The following is a 14,235-nucleotide window of genomic DNA, read 5'->3' as shown; positions in this document are numbered from 1 at the left end:
TATTCTTTTATCAAGAGGGCTATCCCACAAGCTGCGGCAACGCAGCTTAGGGATAGCCCTTTTTTCCATCCAGAGACATTGCAGAGGTTTGGCGAACACGTTTCGGCCAGATCGGAGGAATTATCTTCTCTGTATCTTTAACGCCTGGTTCTCCCTTTTCCCCCTTACTCGGAGTTACCGCAAATAAGGTCAGCAATCCACCAATTGCCCCTACTGTAGCCATCAACGCGAACAATACCCAATGCCCACTGCTTAACAGCAGCGATACCACCGGCGGTCCCAACGCTACCCCTATAAACCTCATACTACTATAAAGAGCGGTTATCGTGCCGCTGTTCTCCTTCTCAATCCCCTCCGTGATTAAAGCGTCCATACAAGGAAGTACAATCCCGATTCCAACACAGCCTAAACCCATAAATCCTACTAAAAAATAAATGCCTTTGTTGAATCCCGCACAAATCATGGCCGCAGTCAGTAACACCATTCCTCCAAAGCCCAGCCATTTCATTAGCGTTTTATTCTGACCAATGATCTTTCCTGTGCCATAGGAGGACAGACATAAGAGGGCAAGCGGTATCGCCAGCACAAACCCCTTCGTCGCCCCGTGCATTTTATATTTAGTTTCCAGCATTTCTGATAAATAGAATTGGACACCAAAGGTCACAAACATACAAATGCCGCCTATGGCAAAAATAGCATACAGCCAACGCCCTTTTTTACGTAAAACACTCACAATTCCAGCTAAAAACGCTCGGATTTCCTGTTTCTCAGGTTCATCCTTCGCTTCGGGCTTTCGGACGAGAAATAAAACTAAAAAAAATGAAATTAGACATAGAATGGGAATTGCAATAAAAGGAGCAAACCAGAGCCATATCCCAAGATAGGCACCAAGAATTGGACTGAGAACTTTACCAAACGTATTGGAGGTCTCAATGATTCCCAGACTTTTGCTCACATCCTCTTCTTCCTTGAACAAATCGCCTACAAAGGGTATTACAATTGGAAAAGCACCCGCTGCACCAATTCCTTGCAACAGACGCCCCGCTAAGATCACCCAATAAGCGCTAACCCCCTTCATAAACCAAGCAGCTACCACGCAGACGGCACCACCAATTGCGGCAATGATTAAACTAGGAAGAATAACCTTCTTTCGCCCAAAACGGTCTGACAGATAACCTGCAATAGGGATCATTACAATTGCCATCAATCCATACACGGTAATCAGCATACTGACTTGAAAAGCACTAATGCCTAGTTCTTTGGAGATCTGCGGCAGAATAGGCAGCAGCATGGAGTTACCGAGGGTCATTATTAGTGGGATTGATGCTAAGGCAAGCAGATCCCATTTTCTTTCCTTCATGAACTGACCACCTTTGTCATTGTGTACAACATTCTTTATTGTGGTTTGTTCGCTCTTCTTTATTCATGAAAACAAAAAAACCGTCCCTCCGCTGCTGCGAAAAGGACGATCTTAAAATGAAGAGATCTATGGTTACAGCGATCCGGCGCTTAAAGATGCCACATTAGCGGACGGAATAAAATGACTAGGTTCACCCAGGCTAAAAATATGCAGTAAGTGCATAGCCCGAGTGCAAGCCGTATAAAACAATTTGCGTTCACTTTCTCTGCCATATTGTTCAGCCGAGCCATCAAAGATGACGACCGCATCAAACTCCACACCTTTTGCTAAATAAGCAGGCAGAACCAGTGTCCCCTTCTGAAAATTCGGCGTTTCCTTTGTAACAAGTCTTACCGGCAGGCTACGATTCAGTTCAGCATGAACCCTTGCGCTTTCCTCCGCTGTTTTGCAGATGACAGCTACATAATGATATCCCTCAGAATGCAGCTTCCGGATATCCTGTTCTACAGCATTCAGGAGCTCCTTCTCGCTGGATACCACACTTAGCTGGGGTTCTTCTCCCCGCCGATTAAACGGTACGATCCGTTCTCCTCCAGGGATCATTGACCGCGTAAACTCCACGATCTCAAAAGTTGAACGGTAGCTTTGGGTTAACGAGATCACTTCTGTGTTTTCTTCACCATATATACTTACGAGACTAGACAAATCCCCCAGTACCTCACCTTGTGCATAAATGGCCTGGTTCAGGTCGCCTAATACGGTCATTTTTGCTCTTGGAAATAAACGGCGCATGAACTCTAATTGGAATGGAGAGTAGTCTTGTACTTCATCTACAATCACATGGCGGATCAGTGTGTTGGTCCGGAAGCCTTGGCTTAACTCCTTCAGATAAAGGAATGGCGTAGCGTCTTCATAAGCAAGCTCGTTCACTCCAATAGATTCCAATGTCTGCTCACAGATATCATCCCACACCTCTGGTAAAGGATAATCACCATTGAGGCGCTCCATAAGTTCGCGATCTGTAAATAACGTGCTGTACAAGCCCTTAACGTCCACAAATCGACCCCGTTTAGTCCAACCACGCAGTGGTTTGAGCCGCTGGCTGACTACATAACGAGATAACACTTCTTTTTCGGTATCAAAATCGTCAAAGCTATCCTGCGAAGCTTTCTTCTTCCGGCGCAACATCTGATACGCACGGTGATAATCGCTGGAATCCAGCAGCTCGATCTGATCTTCAACCCACTGTGCATTTCTTTCCTCATGGGTAAAATCTGCGATCTTCTTAAGCAGCCAGCGGATCATCAAATCCACACGATTCGCAAGCTTTATGGCAGGATCGTACGCGTAGAATTGGCGTTCCATTTCTTCTTTACTGACCACTGCTTTCCCTTGAAACATTAAAGGTTTAAAAAGCATGCCCTCCTGTTCCAGCAACGTAGCATATCGCCGAATCACATCTAGGAAAGGTACAGACGATTTATAGGCAATGCCTTCTCTGCGTATAGCCACCTCAGGACCATCAGGAGCATTTAGTAGACTTTCGGTCTGACTAAAGACATCTTCGAGCTGGAATTCATGGCCAAGACGATGTTCCAAATACATTTGAAACGTTGTTTGCTGCATATTTTCTTCGCCTAGCTCCGGGAGCACTGTAGATACATAGCTGTTAAACAGCGGATTCGGTGAGAACAGCAGCATTTGATCTGCTGATAATACTTCACGGTATTTATATAGAAGATAAGCTACCCGCTGCAATGCAGCAGACGTTTTCCCGCTTCCCGCTGCTCCTTGCACAACTAGCATCCTGCTTTTGTCGTTGCGGATAATTGCATTTTGCTCTTTCTGAATTGTAGCAACAATACTTTTCATCCGATCGTCAGCACTATGACTTAGCACCTGCTGCAGCAGCTCATCCCCGATCGTAACCCCAGTGTCAAACATAACTTCAATTACACCGTCAGCAATAACAAACTGGCGTTTAAGGTTCATTGTTCCGGAGACTAATCCTCCAGGTGTTTCATAAGCAGCGGGACCAGGGGCTCCGTCATAATACAGACTGGAAATAGGCGCGCGCCAGTCATAAATCAAAAAGGTACCATCATCCTCCATCAATGATCCAATTCCTAGATAAATCTTTTCCAGCCCGCCAGTTGGTTCCTCGGTGAAATCAATTCGGCCAAAGTAAGGAGAGACAACCAGCTTTTTATATTTTTTCAGCGCTTTGCTTGATTGCAAATGATGACGTTCCCGTTCATTTAGGATTTGGGACTGTTGGCGAAGACTTGTTGAGGTTTCTCCCAAATCATCCGGGCTACTGAAGTTTACGGTTACCTCTTCCCAGAAGTCTTTCCGCATATCCACTACATCACTGCGATGAAGTCCAAGCTCCTCTGATAAATGGCGAATATGGGCTGACAGAAGTTTGGTTACTCCGTCAACCCGTTGCTGTTCCTCTTTCCACTGACTTTCATTGTTATCCACTACATTTCATCCCCTTTTGGAAGGTTGACATTCCATTTGAATCGTGATATGATAAATTTGCATATTTATGTTTTTAAATGCATGTTTATTCGATATCTTCTCATTTTAGCAATTACAAGTTGAGATTTCAAGTATTCTCTTAAATAGATGATCCGGTCCCTAAGGAACCGGATTTTTTTACTGTTACAAAGCTTATATGTTGCTCTTCACAAGGTTATGTTTAGGCTTCGTGCACAGATTCTTTCTCCTCTGCTATACGATTCATCTGATCGGCCACTTTATCTAAGCGCTCCAATTGATATCCGTAATCATAAATCGCCGCTGCCACAACATATAAACGCAGCTGACCTATTTTCTCTGCATTATACCCCAAAATCGCGGTATTCAGAAAATCATCATTGTCTTCTCCCAAGGGTTCGGAATCATTGGCATTGGGCTTTAATTTGTCTTCAAACTTAAGTAAGATGTGCTGATGATATTTGATTAAATGTTCCAAATGATTATCAAATAGAGCATCTGTATGTTCGGTCCGATCCGCCTGGAAATAATGCCGATCTACAGCCTCGAGAACATCGTAACCTTTTTGCAAAGAAGCTAACAGGTTCTTATACACAACCATTTGTCTAGTCTGGCTATACTTGGCCCGTTTTAACTGCTTCTGCTCCTCCTCAAACAATGCATACTTATCCGCCAACGATTTTATGGATGAATGTAAGGCATTTTTTTCATCACGAAATACACTTTCCTTCATCTCATGAGAAACCGCTGTTCTCAGCAATAAAGAGAGGCTTGAAAAAACATTCTCAATTTGCTTAATGTATTGCTTACGAGGTTTTGGAGGAACGACAATAATATTGATTAGAAATGCAGAAACAATACCTGTCAAAGTTAATAAAAAGCGATTAAGTGCGAATTGCCATTCACCCGAAGCCTCCATCACTGTTATTACAGTAACTAACGTAAGACTTATCGTATCCGCCCGGTTGATTTTCATACTGATCATAATGACTAGAATACAGACCAAACCGACTGCTATTGGGCTATTGGATAACAGCATCCCTCCGAGTAAAGCCAGAACGGCCCCCATTGTACTAGTCGTGAGCTGGTCAAGAAAATAACGCCAAGAGCGATAAATAGAGGGCTGCATAGCGAAAATCGCCGCAATCCCTGCACCCACGGCAGAAGGAAATTGAAGCATTACAGCTAAATACAGGGCTAGCGTAACGGCCAAACCTGTTTTAAATATGCGAGCTCCTAAAGCCAAACCTATCCCTCCTAAAAATTAGCCCACGCTACAATATGAACATCAGCGAACCCTCGTACTTCTAATTACCCCAGCCTGGAGTTGATGAATTTTAAGAACATTTAAGCTCTCACTCATGTTTCTTTCAGCTTTCAGGGAATACTAATCCGAGTAGTGCCTATCACATAACATACGAGGTGAGTGAATGAATAACCATATCAAAAGATTAATGACTTTCACAACCGTTATTTTTCTCAGCCTGTCTCCAGCTCTTGCGCCAATTGGAAGTGCTTCTGCTGAGAAAGTAACCCCCACAGCCACCGCACCTGGTGCCCACCCTTCAGAGAAAGGTCACGGTCACCATCCAGGAAAAGACGGAAAGGTTAGGGCTGGTGGACATTTCATTATTTTTGAAACGGCTAAACTGCTGGAAATGGATCGTACAGAGCTAATCAATAGCCTGAAAGCAGGCAAAACGCTCCCGCAGCTTGCTCTTGAGAAAAAAGGCTGGACGGAAGATCAATATATTCAGAAGCTCTGCGAATCGGCAAACCAACGGCTGGATCAAGCCATCACCGAAGGACGTCTGACAAAAGACGAAGCCCAAAAGCTTAAAGCAGGACTTCCTGCGATGCTGAAGCAAAAAATAAGCAAAATGGGACAATTCCAGGATCGCAAAACATCTGAACAACATGTGACGACCCCTTAACCAATCTTCTTCCACATAAAGACGGATATCTTCATGCGCTATGAAAGATATCCGTTTTTGTATCTATCCTAATTCGTACGCAAGCTCTTGTAGATTTGAAATAAACAAATGGACAACATCAGCCAAGCGCCACTAGCCATATATCCCCCAATAACGTCACTCGGATAATGAACACCCAAATAGATACGACTCCAGCCAATCCCCACGGTCATGAATACAGCGAACATTATTAATAAGACCCGTTCATGCCTCCGCCGCAGATGACGCCACAGTATAAAGGCAATAACGCCGTACAAAGAGAAGGCTGCCATTGAGTGCCCGCTCGGAAAACTATAACCAATCTCTTCGACAATACGATGTAAATTCGGACGTTCTCTGTGAAAACATAACTTCATTATTGTATTCAAGAGCTGTGAGCCTAATCCAACCCATAGGAACAAGATTAATTCAAACCGGTGTTTCAGCAAAAAATAGAGCAGTGCCATGGTAACGATAGATATGCCAATAGCGATCTTAGAGGAACCAATTAGAGATAAACCTTTGGCGAATGAGGTCAACCCCGGTGATTCCGCTGATTGTACCCAATCAATAATATAGTTATCAAAGGTTGATACCTTATTCATACTTACAAGGACAGCTATAACGGCGAAACACGCAGCAAAACCTAAAAAAAAGCGAAAAGCTCTAGACCAGTTCTGATAATAAAGCATAAATACCTCCATGTCTATTCTGGTGACTGTTGATCTCATTTCCAGTGAGGGACTAACCCATGTTATAATTATTGAGAGAAAAAAATTCACAGAAGATGGAGTGCTGCCAAAGTGGAGAGTTTAAAATTGCAAGAACGATTGTTGAACCAGTTCATTTCCACAAAGGTGCCTGTGACGATTTTTACGACGAATGGTGTGAAAATGCAAGGGCTCGTAACCTCGTACGATGCTTTCACAATCACTTTACAAGGTCAAGGTGATGGCAGGCAAAATGTGCTATTCAAATCTGCAGTATCCACTATTGTACCTCTTAAGCCCGTTTCGCTCAAATAGTCTTCTCCCTCATTCACCTCATCAACCAGATAATCACAGGCTTTTATTTTCAAAAAAAGGGAACACCGGACTTTATATCCGGTGTTCCCTTTAGCATTTCCCAAGATCACTTATTCACTCTTCAAGCGGAGTAACTTTATACAGGAACAATTACGGGCTTCACACATACCGGTTTGGATACTTCAGCTGTATTTCCAGTAAATTCGAGTCGGCCACTAGCCGCTTCTATTGAAAATACAACCAGGTTATTCGCATCACGATTCGCTACTATAAGATAAGCTCCATCTGGTGTCAATGCGAAGTGACGTGGATGTCCTCCACGAGTAGATACATATTCAAGATGTGTAAGCTTAGCAGAAGCATTATCCACCGCATATACGGCAATATTATCAGCCCCACGGTTTGAAGCGTACAGATATTTCCCATCCTTGGAAATAGCGATTTCAGCGCATGTATTCTCTTCGTCAAAATCATCAGGCAGTGTCGGCACTGTATCTACAGTGTGCAGAGTGCCTGCGGCACTGTCATATGTAAACGATGTAATGGTGGAATCCACCTCGTTAATTACATAAGCAGACTTTCCGTCTGGATGGAAAGTGAAGTGGCGTGGTCCCGCTCCTGGATGCAACGCCGTATCACCATGTACCTCTAGTTTGTTGGTTTCTCTATTGATTCTATAGGCCCGAATTAAATCAAGCCCAAGATCAGATACAAACACATACTGCCCGTCCGGACTGAAAATAGCGGAATGGGGATGAGGGCGGTCCTGCCGTTCAGGATGTTGGCCATGACCTGAATGTACGGCCACATCAACTAATTGATCTGCAGCTTTATCTTCATTTAATTTGATCAAGCCAACACTTCCACCATGATAACTACATACAACCACGTATTCATCATTCAAATCTCTATTGATATGGCAGGTGGTTGTTTGACGATTGCCAGAGGCAGGCATGGAGGGAATGCGTTTCAGTTCACTCAATTTCCCGTCCTTTAGATCAATAGCAAAGGAAATAACCTCGCCTTCTTTTCCACCCTCACCATTCGGTTTTTCTCCTATTGCGTATAGACGTTTCTCTGCGGCATCTACATTAACAAAGGTAGGATTAGTTAAGCCCTGCACCGAATCCAGCAGCTTTAGCGTACCACCTGCAGCTCCATCGAATTCAAACACCTGCACTCCGCTTTCTGCGGCACTTGCATAAGAACCTGTAAACAGCAATAACTTATTCTGCTCATTCATCTCTATATTCCTCCTCAAAGTATTGCTACTTCACACTCATTAGATGTGATCATCTATATAATCTACAATTTTTAAACGTTAATTACAAACGATAAAGTTAGAAATGTACGAAACAATTCAAAAATGGGTCTTTCCAACGATTAACTGTTGTGATATAATGAAAGCGCTAACATTAGTCTTTTATTCCGTATAAAGGGGGAACATGAATGAGTAGCATCCTGCTGGAAGCCAGAAATGTGTACGAGGACTTCGAGGTGGAGACAGACATTCTGTTCTTTAAGGTCGGGGACCATGATTTGGTCATTTTTCACGGCAGAAACTATAACATAAAAAAGAGAATGACTGCCGAGCAATTAAATCGATTGTTGTCCAATTCAAGTTATTATCATGTGTACGGTGGCTGTTATGTCAACCTGAACAAGATCAGCTCTATCGCAGATGACTGCATTTATTTCGGTGAAATGGGCCTGTATGCTAAAAACGTACGTGTCCCAAGACGAAAACAAGAAAGCATTCGTCATCTTCTGAAAGGACTGAAGTAGACATCTTATTCCCATTAGCCGGAAGGGCATGTTACTGATGCCATTTCCGGCTTTTTGCTTTTTATTAATAGAAACTTAAAAAGATCCTGCCTTTTTTTATACTTTCTTAAGGTTTAGGATTAGGATTTCTGTTAAAGTTGTAAATAGACAAGCAACACCTATATTGAAGGGAGTCATTACTAATAATGGACAAAAAAGATCTGAATGGAAATGAGAACTTAGAAAACAACGGAACCACGGAAGAAGATTTGAACACTTCCGAGATTATCAATGAAGAGGTTGAAGTAGCGCAAGCAGCTGCTGAGGAACCTGTGAATACAACAAAAGCAGACAGTATTCCAGTAATGAACAAAGTCGGTGCGAACAACGCTACGCCTCCTACACCTCCGACTGCTCCTAGAAGCAATAAAGCTTGGATGATTGCCTCTATCGTATTAGCTGCAGCACTAATCATTGTTCTGGTCGTCCAAAAAGACGACAGCAAAAAAGCTGTTGCAACAGTAAACGGAACAAAAATTACAAAAGAACAACTTTATGATAAATTGATCGAAGCAGGCGGAGAAAGCACGCTGCAATCTATGATTACTACTGAGCTTGTTGATCAAGAGGCTAAAAAAGCCAACGTAACTGTTACAGATGAAGACATCAACACTGAACTTGAAGATCTTAAAGCACAATTCGGCGGAGAGGCTGCCTTTAATGCTGCTTTGTCCCAAAGCTCAATGACTGTAGACGACTTGAAAAAGCAAATGCCGCTGCAAGTAAAGCTGCGTAAAATCCTTGAGCCACAAGTCACTGTAACGGATGATGAAATCAAAGAATACTATGACACAAATAAAGCTACTTTCAGTGAAGAAGAACAAGTTCGCGCTTCCCACATTCTCGTTGAGACTAAAGAAGAAGCAGATGCAATTCTGAAACAACTGAAAGAAGGCGCAGATTTCGCTACTCTTGCCAAGGAAAAATCCTCTGATACGGGTTCCAAGGATAATGGCGGAGATCTAGACTTCTTCAAACGTGGCGATATGGTAGCTGAATTCTCTGATGTAGCCTTTAAGCTAAAAGTTGGTGAAACCAGTGATGCTGTGAAATCCGATTATGGTTATCACATCATTAAAGTAACCGACCATAAAGATGCTAAAGACTATACACTGGAAGAAAAGAAAGATGAAATTCGTAAAACTCTAGTTTCGCAAAAGGTTTCCACTCTGTCCTCCACTTGGTTGTCAGAAACAACTGAAAAAGCAAAAATTACGAACACACTTACTGACGCTAAAGAAGATGCAGCTGCAACAGCTGAGCCAACTGCAAGCGCAGCAGCAGGAAATGAATCTACTAAATAATTGTGCCCGTCAAAAAGCAGGACAAGCGTTAATAAACGCTGTCCTGCTTTTTTTATTTCTATGCTCAGGCCTTTGATTAAGCCTTAATGGCCTTTTTTACGGATTTGTTTATCGTGGTTCTCCCCCCACTCTTTCGCCTGCGCTGTGGCAATTGAAATCGCCCGCCCCTCCTCATAACCATCTTCGAGGAGCGCATTCGCAATATCGATTGCCTTATTGCGAACAGGTGCTGTGAAGTTCTTTAATGATTCTGGATAATCCTCTTTGTTCCATGGCATACAAAAAACCTCCTTAACCAGTCTATATACATACTTAGCCTGGTTAAGGAGGTTTCAAACGCTTATCTTACTTATTTAAAGACTTTAACACGATCTTCAACCGGTTGGAATTGTTTCTCACCAGCAGGAGTAACGGTTTTACCAAATGGCAATTGAGCAATCAATTTCCATTCTTGCGGGATGCCCCATGCTTCTTTTACTTCATCATCAATCAGTGGATTATAATGCTGCAAGGATGCACCTACACCTGCTTCAGAAAGTGCTGTCCATACTACAAATTGCAGAATACCAGAGGATTGGTTAGCCCAAATTGGGAAGTTCTCAGCATATAGAGCGAAGTTCTCTTGCAGGCTCTTCACTACCGTTTGATCTTCGAAGAATAGTACGGAACCGTAACCTGCTTTGAAAGACGCTAATTTTTGCGCTGTTCCTTCAAATTGTTCGGCAGGAACGATTTTACGCAATGTTTCTGTAGTGATATCCCATAGCTTATCATGTTGTTCACCAAGAAGAACAACGGCTCTTGAGCTTTGAGAGTTGAATGAAGTTGGGCTATGTAGCACCGCTTGTTCAACGATTTCTACAATTTGTGCATCCGAAATCGTAGTTTCTTTACTGATGGCATATATGGAACGTCTTCCTTTTACTGCTTCAAAGAAATTGTTAGACATAAAATAACTACCTCCATTAATTTTAGTAACTTACTTTTGTATATCTTAGCACCTTTTTTCTGAAAACACAACAGTTATTCACAACTTATTTTGTCGGATATATTCGTTGCCAACTCTTATTGTCGCATTTATGGGCTTAATTATGCACCTGATCTATTAATCATTAATCAATTCATGCGGGCTAGAAACTGCCCTCTTCCTTTTCCGATATACACTACGAGCTAAAATGCGCTACAATAGTGCAGCAAATGTATAGAAGGAAGGTTATAATCATGAATTTTCTGAGCAAGAAAGCCCTTGTTCGACATAAAAAATCAGTCTTTACCTCTTTGTTGCTGCTCCTTTTCCTGAGCTTGGCTCTAACTAGCTGTAAAGACACAAATTCGTCTAATTTGACCTTTACAGAACTAGATCCGACTGATCTTCACCCCCTCACTTTCTGGGTGGCAACGGATACTCACTTCTTAGATAAGAAGCTTCAGGATGGCGGTACAGCTTTTCAGAAATATGTAACTGGCGGTGATGGAAAAATGCTGCCTTACAGTGATGAAATCCTTGAAACCTTGGTTTATGATACTGAGCAGCAGAAGCCTGATTTTCTCATCCTCAGTGGAGATTTAACAAATAACGGAGAACGCAGCAGCCATCAGGAGCTAACCCAAAAACTAAAGCGAATTGAAGCGCAGGGAACCTCTGTTTATGTCATTCCAGGCAACCATGATTTATTTAATCCTTGGGCCAGATCCTTCAGCGGGGATAAGCAGCTCGTTACGGATTCTATTACAGACAAAGACTTTACCAAGATGTATGAGAATTTCGGCTACAAAGAGGCTGTATCACGTGATAAAGAATCGCTAAGTTACATCGTTAAAGCAGCTCCAAATTTATGGCTCCTTATGATTGACAGCAGCCAATATCATAACAATCAGAAATACGGTTTCCCCCAAACGGACGGACGCCTGACCGCCTCTACCCTATCATGGATAGATAATTCTGTTAAACTAGCTGCCAAGGAGCATGCTTCTGTCCTCACGGTTATGCACCACAACCTACTAAGCCACACCTCTATGTCTGTTTCAGGCTTTAAACTTAACAACAGTCAGGAAACAATAAAGTTACTTCGTGAAAATGAACTTAATTTAGTCTTGTCAGGCCATATCCATATGCAGGACATCCGGGTAGACCCGGCAACTTCTTCGGAAGTAATGCCAATTTATGATATCGCAACAAGTGCAATGGCTGTTTATCCACATCAATATGGAGCGATGACCTTCGATCCTCTGAGCAGAACCGTCAATTATGAAGCAATGCCCTTAAATGTAGAAGGATGGGCTAAAGCTAATGGCATTACAGATCAGAATCTTTTAAACTTTAAGACCTATGCTGAGGATATTTTTGCTACAAACTCTTATAACAAAGCTATGGATGGTCTAAAGGAGAGTTCCTTTACGCAGTCTGAAAAGGCATCGATGGCAGAGGTAATGGCCAAGCTAAATGTAAGATACTTCGCGGGGACAGCCGGCAGCTCCTCAGAAGATATTAAAGCGATGCCAGGTTACAAGCTTTGGGAAGGCCTACAAGAAGGTTTCTTAGGTGGATACATCCAAAGTATGACAGAGGATAAAGAGCTTAGTAATATAGCTTTAGAGGTGGTATTAACGAAGCAATAACTGGTTTATGTATTTCATATAAAAAACCCAGCCTCCACTCGCATTTATGCGTCAGATGGAAGCTGGGTTTATTGTGTTAATTGATCGTTAAGATGCAACTAGTTCCGTACAATAGTAATCCAACCATCTTCATCTACCGACACAGTAGCATGAAGCGCTTCAGCAAGCAGACGCAAGGATACATATGCATCGCCATACTCGTCAACAAATACAGGTTGGGCAAGCTTTACAGCCGTGCCGTTAATCAAGGCTTCGGAAGAACCGATTTTGAACACCAGTTTATCTCCGTACACACCATCAGTAACGTTAATTGCACGATTGACAGTATCCCATTCTACAGTAGCATCTAAATCTTCTGCCAAATAACGCAGTGGGATATAAGTAGTGTTCTTGTCTACAATCGGGTAATAATATTCGTCATCAGGTTCGATAACAATGGTTCTCTTCGTAATGCCCAGATCATCCTTCAATATACGATATACATCAGAATCTGGGGCAAAGTTTCTCAAAGTCTCTCCAGGTGTAAGCCCGGAAGAAATATCAAGTGCACCTTCAGTGCTGATTGGATCAGCAGTTACAGCACCGCCAATGTTCCAAACCTGACTGGAAGCTTTAAGCGAGAGACTCTTCAGTGGGAAATCCTCGGTACCCGGAAGCGCCACTTTCAGATCAACATTCTGTTTACGCACATGCAGAGCACTATCAACGAAAATATCAACAGATAACTTCGTATCCTTACTCAACACAGTCTTAATCTCAGGAGTTGATTTGTAAAGACTGTCCACTTGATTGTCATATACTAGCAGCAATGCATCAACAGCCAATTTGGCAGCATCATGCAATACAGTTACGACAGCTTCTTTATCATCCAGTGGAATATCTCCGAATCCAAGATTGAAAATATCGCCAGAACCGTCTTCATCCATAGCTTTGATCACAGGGTACAGATAGTCGTAAAGACCACCTACCAATTCAGTAAAACCTTCTGTGTCTTTGGAGACAGACTTCAGGAAGCCTTTTAACAGTGCAGGAAGCTCATCACCAGTCACTTCTGCATGCAGCTTCGTCATGTTCAACTGCTCGCCATACACAGCATCACTAACCGGTGTAATGTTGATTACGCCAGGATTAGGAAGATTCTTAACAACGAATTTCGTCAACAGCTTACTGACATCTTCAGCTTTTGCCGTATCCAAGCCTACTTCACCTAAGATTTCATCGTATCCTTGTACAGGGAAGTAGAACGGTTGTTTTGCTCCTTCAACTGTAAAAGCAAGTGTTTGTTTGTCCATAAACAAGGTGAATGGAATATCCAATTGTTTATAACCAACAGTTCCTTGGGCCGATAAACTCCCATTATCTTGTAACTTAGCTTTACTAATATTCAAGGAAAAAGAATTAATAAGATCAACCATTTCCTTATCTTCCGTGCTAATTCCCTCTATGGGCTCAGCATTCATGGAAAAAGTCATACTGGATTCTGATGATTTAACATCAACATCCCCAATCAACGCCTTATTAACATCGAACCCCCCTACCGACTGACAGCCGGCAAGAACTAGCATCAGTGCGACAAAAGGCAAAAACCACTTCATTTTTGCTTTAACTCTACTCATAGCATGTCTCCTTCATCTTATTTTGTGAAATCA

The 14,235-nt window shown here is 42.5% G+C and carries 13 protein-coding genes; 5 read left to right on the top strand and 8 right to left on the bottom strand.

The annotated features are described in order from the left end of the window. Positions 1-46 precede the first annotated feature (46 nt). From NSS82_RS14255 to NSS82_RS14245, 3 genes are all read right to left on the bottom strand, one after another. Positions 47-1,360: an MFS transporter gene (locus tag NSS82_RS14255; protein WP_080742475.1), complete on the bottom strand. Its 1,314-nt coding sequence runs from the start codon at positions 1,358-1,360 to the stop codon at positions 47-49. Between the two features lie 132 nt (positions 1,361-1,492). Continuing rightward, a complete protein-coding gene (gene helD / locus NSS82_RS14250; RefSeq protein ID WP_076273874.1) occupies positions 1,493-3,844 on the bottom strand; it encodes an RNA polymerase recycling motor HelD in 2,352 nt (783 codons plus the stop codon). A 220-nt stretch (positions 3,845-4,064) separates the two neighbouring features. Further along, positions 4,065-5,108: an FUSC family protein gene (locus NSS82_RS14245; protein WP_038570371.1), complete on the bottom strand. Its 1,044-nt coding sequence runs from the start codon at positions 5,106-5,108 to the stop codon at positions 4,065-4,067. 184 nt (positions 5,109-5,292) lie between these two features. Here NSS82_RS14245 and NSS82_RS14240 point away from each other — a divergent pair, with 184 nt between their 5' ends. Then, positions 5,293-5,796, top strand: a complete 504-nt coding sequence (locus NSS82_RS14240; RefSeq protein ID WP_076101670.1) for a hypothetical protein — start codon at positions 5,293-5,295, stop codon at positions 5,794-5,796. 68 nt (positions 5,797-5,864) lie between these two features. Here the strand turns inward: NSS82_RS14240 and NSS82_RS14235 are convergent, their stop codons facing one another. Beyond that, on the bottom strand, positions 5,865-6,419 hold the full coding sequence (locus NSS82_RS14235) for a phosphatase PAP2 family protein (RefSeq protein ID WP_256718614.1): 555 nt from the start codon (positions 6,417-6,419) through the stop codon (positions 5,865-5,867). Between the two features lie 198 nt (positions 6,420-6,617). Here NSS82_RS14235 and hfq point away from each other — a divergent pair, with 198 nt between their 5' ends. Further along, positions 6,618-6,839 (top strand): RNA chaperone Hfq, encoded by a 222-nt coding sequence (gene hfq / locus NSS82_RS14230; RefSeq protein WP_036686247.1) that lies wholly within the window; start codon positions 6,618-6,620, stop codon positions 6,837-6,839. Between the two features lie 136 nt (positions 6,840-6,975). Here hfq and NSS82_RS14225 read toward each other — a convergent pair whose 3' ends face one another. Beyond that, positions 6,976-8,082: a lactonase family protein gene (locus NSS82_RS14225; RefSeq protein WP_076273876.1), complete on the bottom strand. Its 1,107-nt coding sequence runs from the start codon at positions 8,080-8,082 to the stop codon at positions 6,976-6,978. 206 nt (positions 8,083-8,288) lie between these two features. On the opposite strand from NSS82_RS14225, the gene NSS82_RS14220 reads away from it, so the two are divergent. Both NSS82_RS14220 and NSS82_RS14215 read left to right on the top strand, forming a co-directional pair. After that, positions 8,289-8,624, top strand: a complete 336-nt coding sequence (locus NSS82_RS14220; protein WP_036686243.1) for a LytTR family transcriptional regulator DNA-binding domain-containing protein — start codon at positions 8,289-8,291, stop codon at positions 8,622-8,624. A 185-nt stretch (positions 8,625-8,809) separates the two neighbouring features. Continuing rightward, complete coding sequence (locus NSS82_RS14215) at positions 8,810-9,967, top strand: peptidylprolyl isomerase (protein ID WP_038570359.1); 1,158 nt, start codon at positions 8,810-8,812, stop codon at positions 9,965-9,967. An 83-nt stretch (positions 9,968-10,050) separates the two neighbouring features. On the opposite strand, the gene NSS82_RS14210 is transcribed toward NSS82_RS14215, so the two are convergent. Both NSS82_RS14210 and NSS82_RS14205 read right to left on the bottom strand, forming a co-directional pair. Then, the gene (locus NSS82_RS14210) at positions 10,051-10,245 is read right to left on the bottom strand and encodes a hypothetical protein (RefSeq protein ID WP_036686240.1); all 195 of its coding nucleotides are present in this window, start codon (positions 10,243-10,245) and stop codon (positions 10,051-10,053) included. A gap of 71 nt (positions 10,246-10,316) precedes the next feature. After that, the gene (locus NSS82_RS14205; protein WP_038570356.1) at positions 10,317-10,916 is read right to left on the bottom strand and encodes a nitroreductase family protein; all 600 of its coding nucleotides are present in this window, start codon (positions 10,914-10,916) and stop codon (positions 10,317-10,319) included. A 272-nt stretch (positions 10,917-11,188) separates the two neighbouring features. Here NSS82_RS14205 and NSS82_RS14200 point away from each other — a divergent pair, with 272 nt between their 5' ends. Next, positions 11,189-12,586, top strand: coding sequence for a metallophosphoesterase (locus tag NSS82_RS14200; protein WP_076101666.1), 1,398 nt, complete (start codon positions 11,189-11,191; stop codon positions 12,584-12,586). Positions 12,587-12,684: 98 nt separating this feature from the next. Here NSS82_RS14200 and NSS82_RS14195 read toward each other — a convergent pair whose 3' ends face one another. Then, the gene (locus tag NSS82_RS14195; protein ID WP_081386764.1) at positions 12,685-14,202 is read right to left on the bottom strand and encodes a copper amine oxidase N-terminal domain-containing protein; all 1,518 of its coding nucleotides are present in this window, start codon (positions 14,200-14,202) and stop codon (positions 12,685-12,687) included. Positions 14,203-14,235: the final 33 nt, after the last annotated feature.

It is taken from the genome of Paenibacillus sp. FSL H7-0735 (genome assembly GCF_038008505.1).
Classification (GTDB): Bacteria; Bacillota; Bacilli; order Paenibacillales; family Paenibacillaceae; genus Paenibacillus_AQ; species Paenibacillus_AQ odorifer.
This window is presented reverse-complemented; position numbering and strand designations above follow the sequence as displayed.

Excerpts from the sequence above, each read along its gene's own strand:
- NSS82_RS14255 (WP_080742475.1), bottom strand. The coding sequence starts at position 1,360 with ATGAAGGAAAGAAAATGGGATCTGCTTGCCTTAGCATCAATCCCACTA.
- NSS82_RS14240 (WP_076101670.1), top strand. The coding sequence starts at position 5,293 with ATGAATAACCATATCAAAAGATTAATGACTTTCACAACCGTTATTTTT.
- NSS82_RS14235 (WP_256718614.1), bottom strand. The coding sequence starts at position 6,419 with ATGAATAAGGTATCAACCTTTGATAACTATATTATTGATTGGGTACAA.
- NSS82_RS14225 (WP_076273876.1), bottom strand. The coding sequence starts at position 8,082 with ATGAATGAGCAGAATAAGTTATTGCTGTTTACAGGTTCTTATGCAAGT.
- NSS82_RS14220 (WP_036686243.1), top strand. The coding sequence starts at position 8,289 with ATGAGTAGCATCCTGCTGGAAGCCAGAAATGTGTACGAGGACTTCGAG.
- NSS82_RS14215 (WP_038570359.1), top strand. The coding sequence starts at position 8,810 with ATGGACAAAAAAGATCTGAATGGAAATGAGAACTTAGAAAACAACGGA.
- NSS82_RS14210 (WP_036686240.1), bottom strand. The coding sequence starts at position 10,245 with ATGCCATGGAACAAAGAGGATTATCCAGAATCATTAAAGAACTTCACA.
- NSS82_RS14205 (WP_038570356.1), bottom strand. The coding sequence starts at position 10,916 with ATGTCTAACAATTTCTTTGAAGCAGTAAAAGGAAGACGTTCCATATAT.
- NSS82_RS14200 (WP_076101666.1), top strand. The coding sequence starts at position 11,189 with ATGAATTTTCTGAGCAAGAAAGCCCTTGTTCGACATAAAAAATCAGTC.
- NSS82_RS14195 (WP_081386764.1), bottom strand. The coding sequence starts at position 14,202 with ATGAGTAGAGTTAAAGCAAAAATGAAGTGGTTTTTGCCTTTTGTCGCA.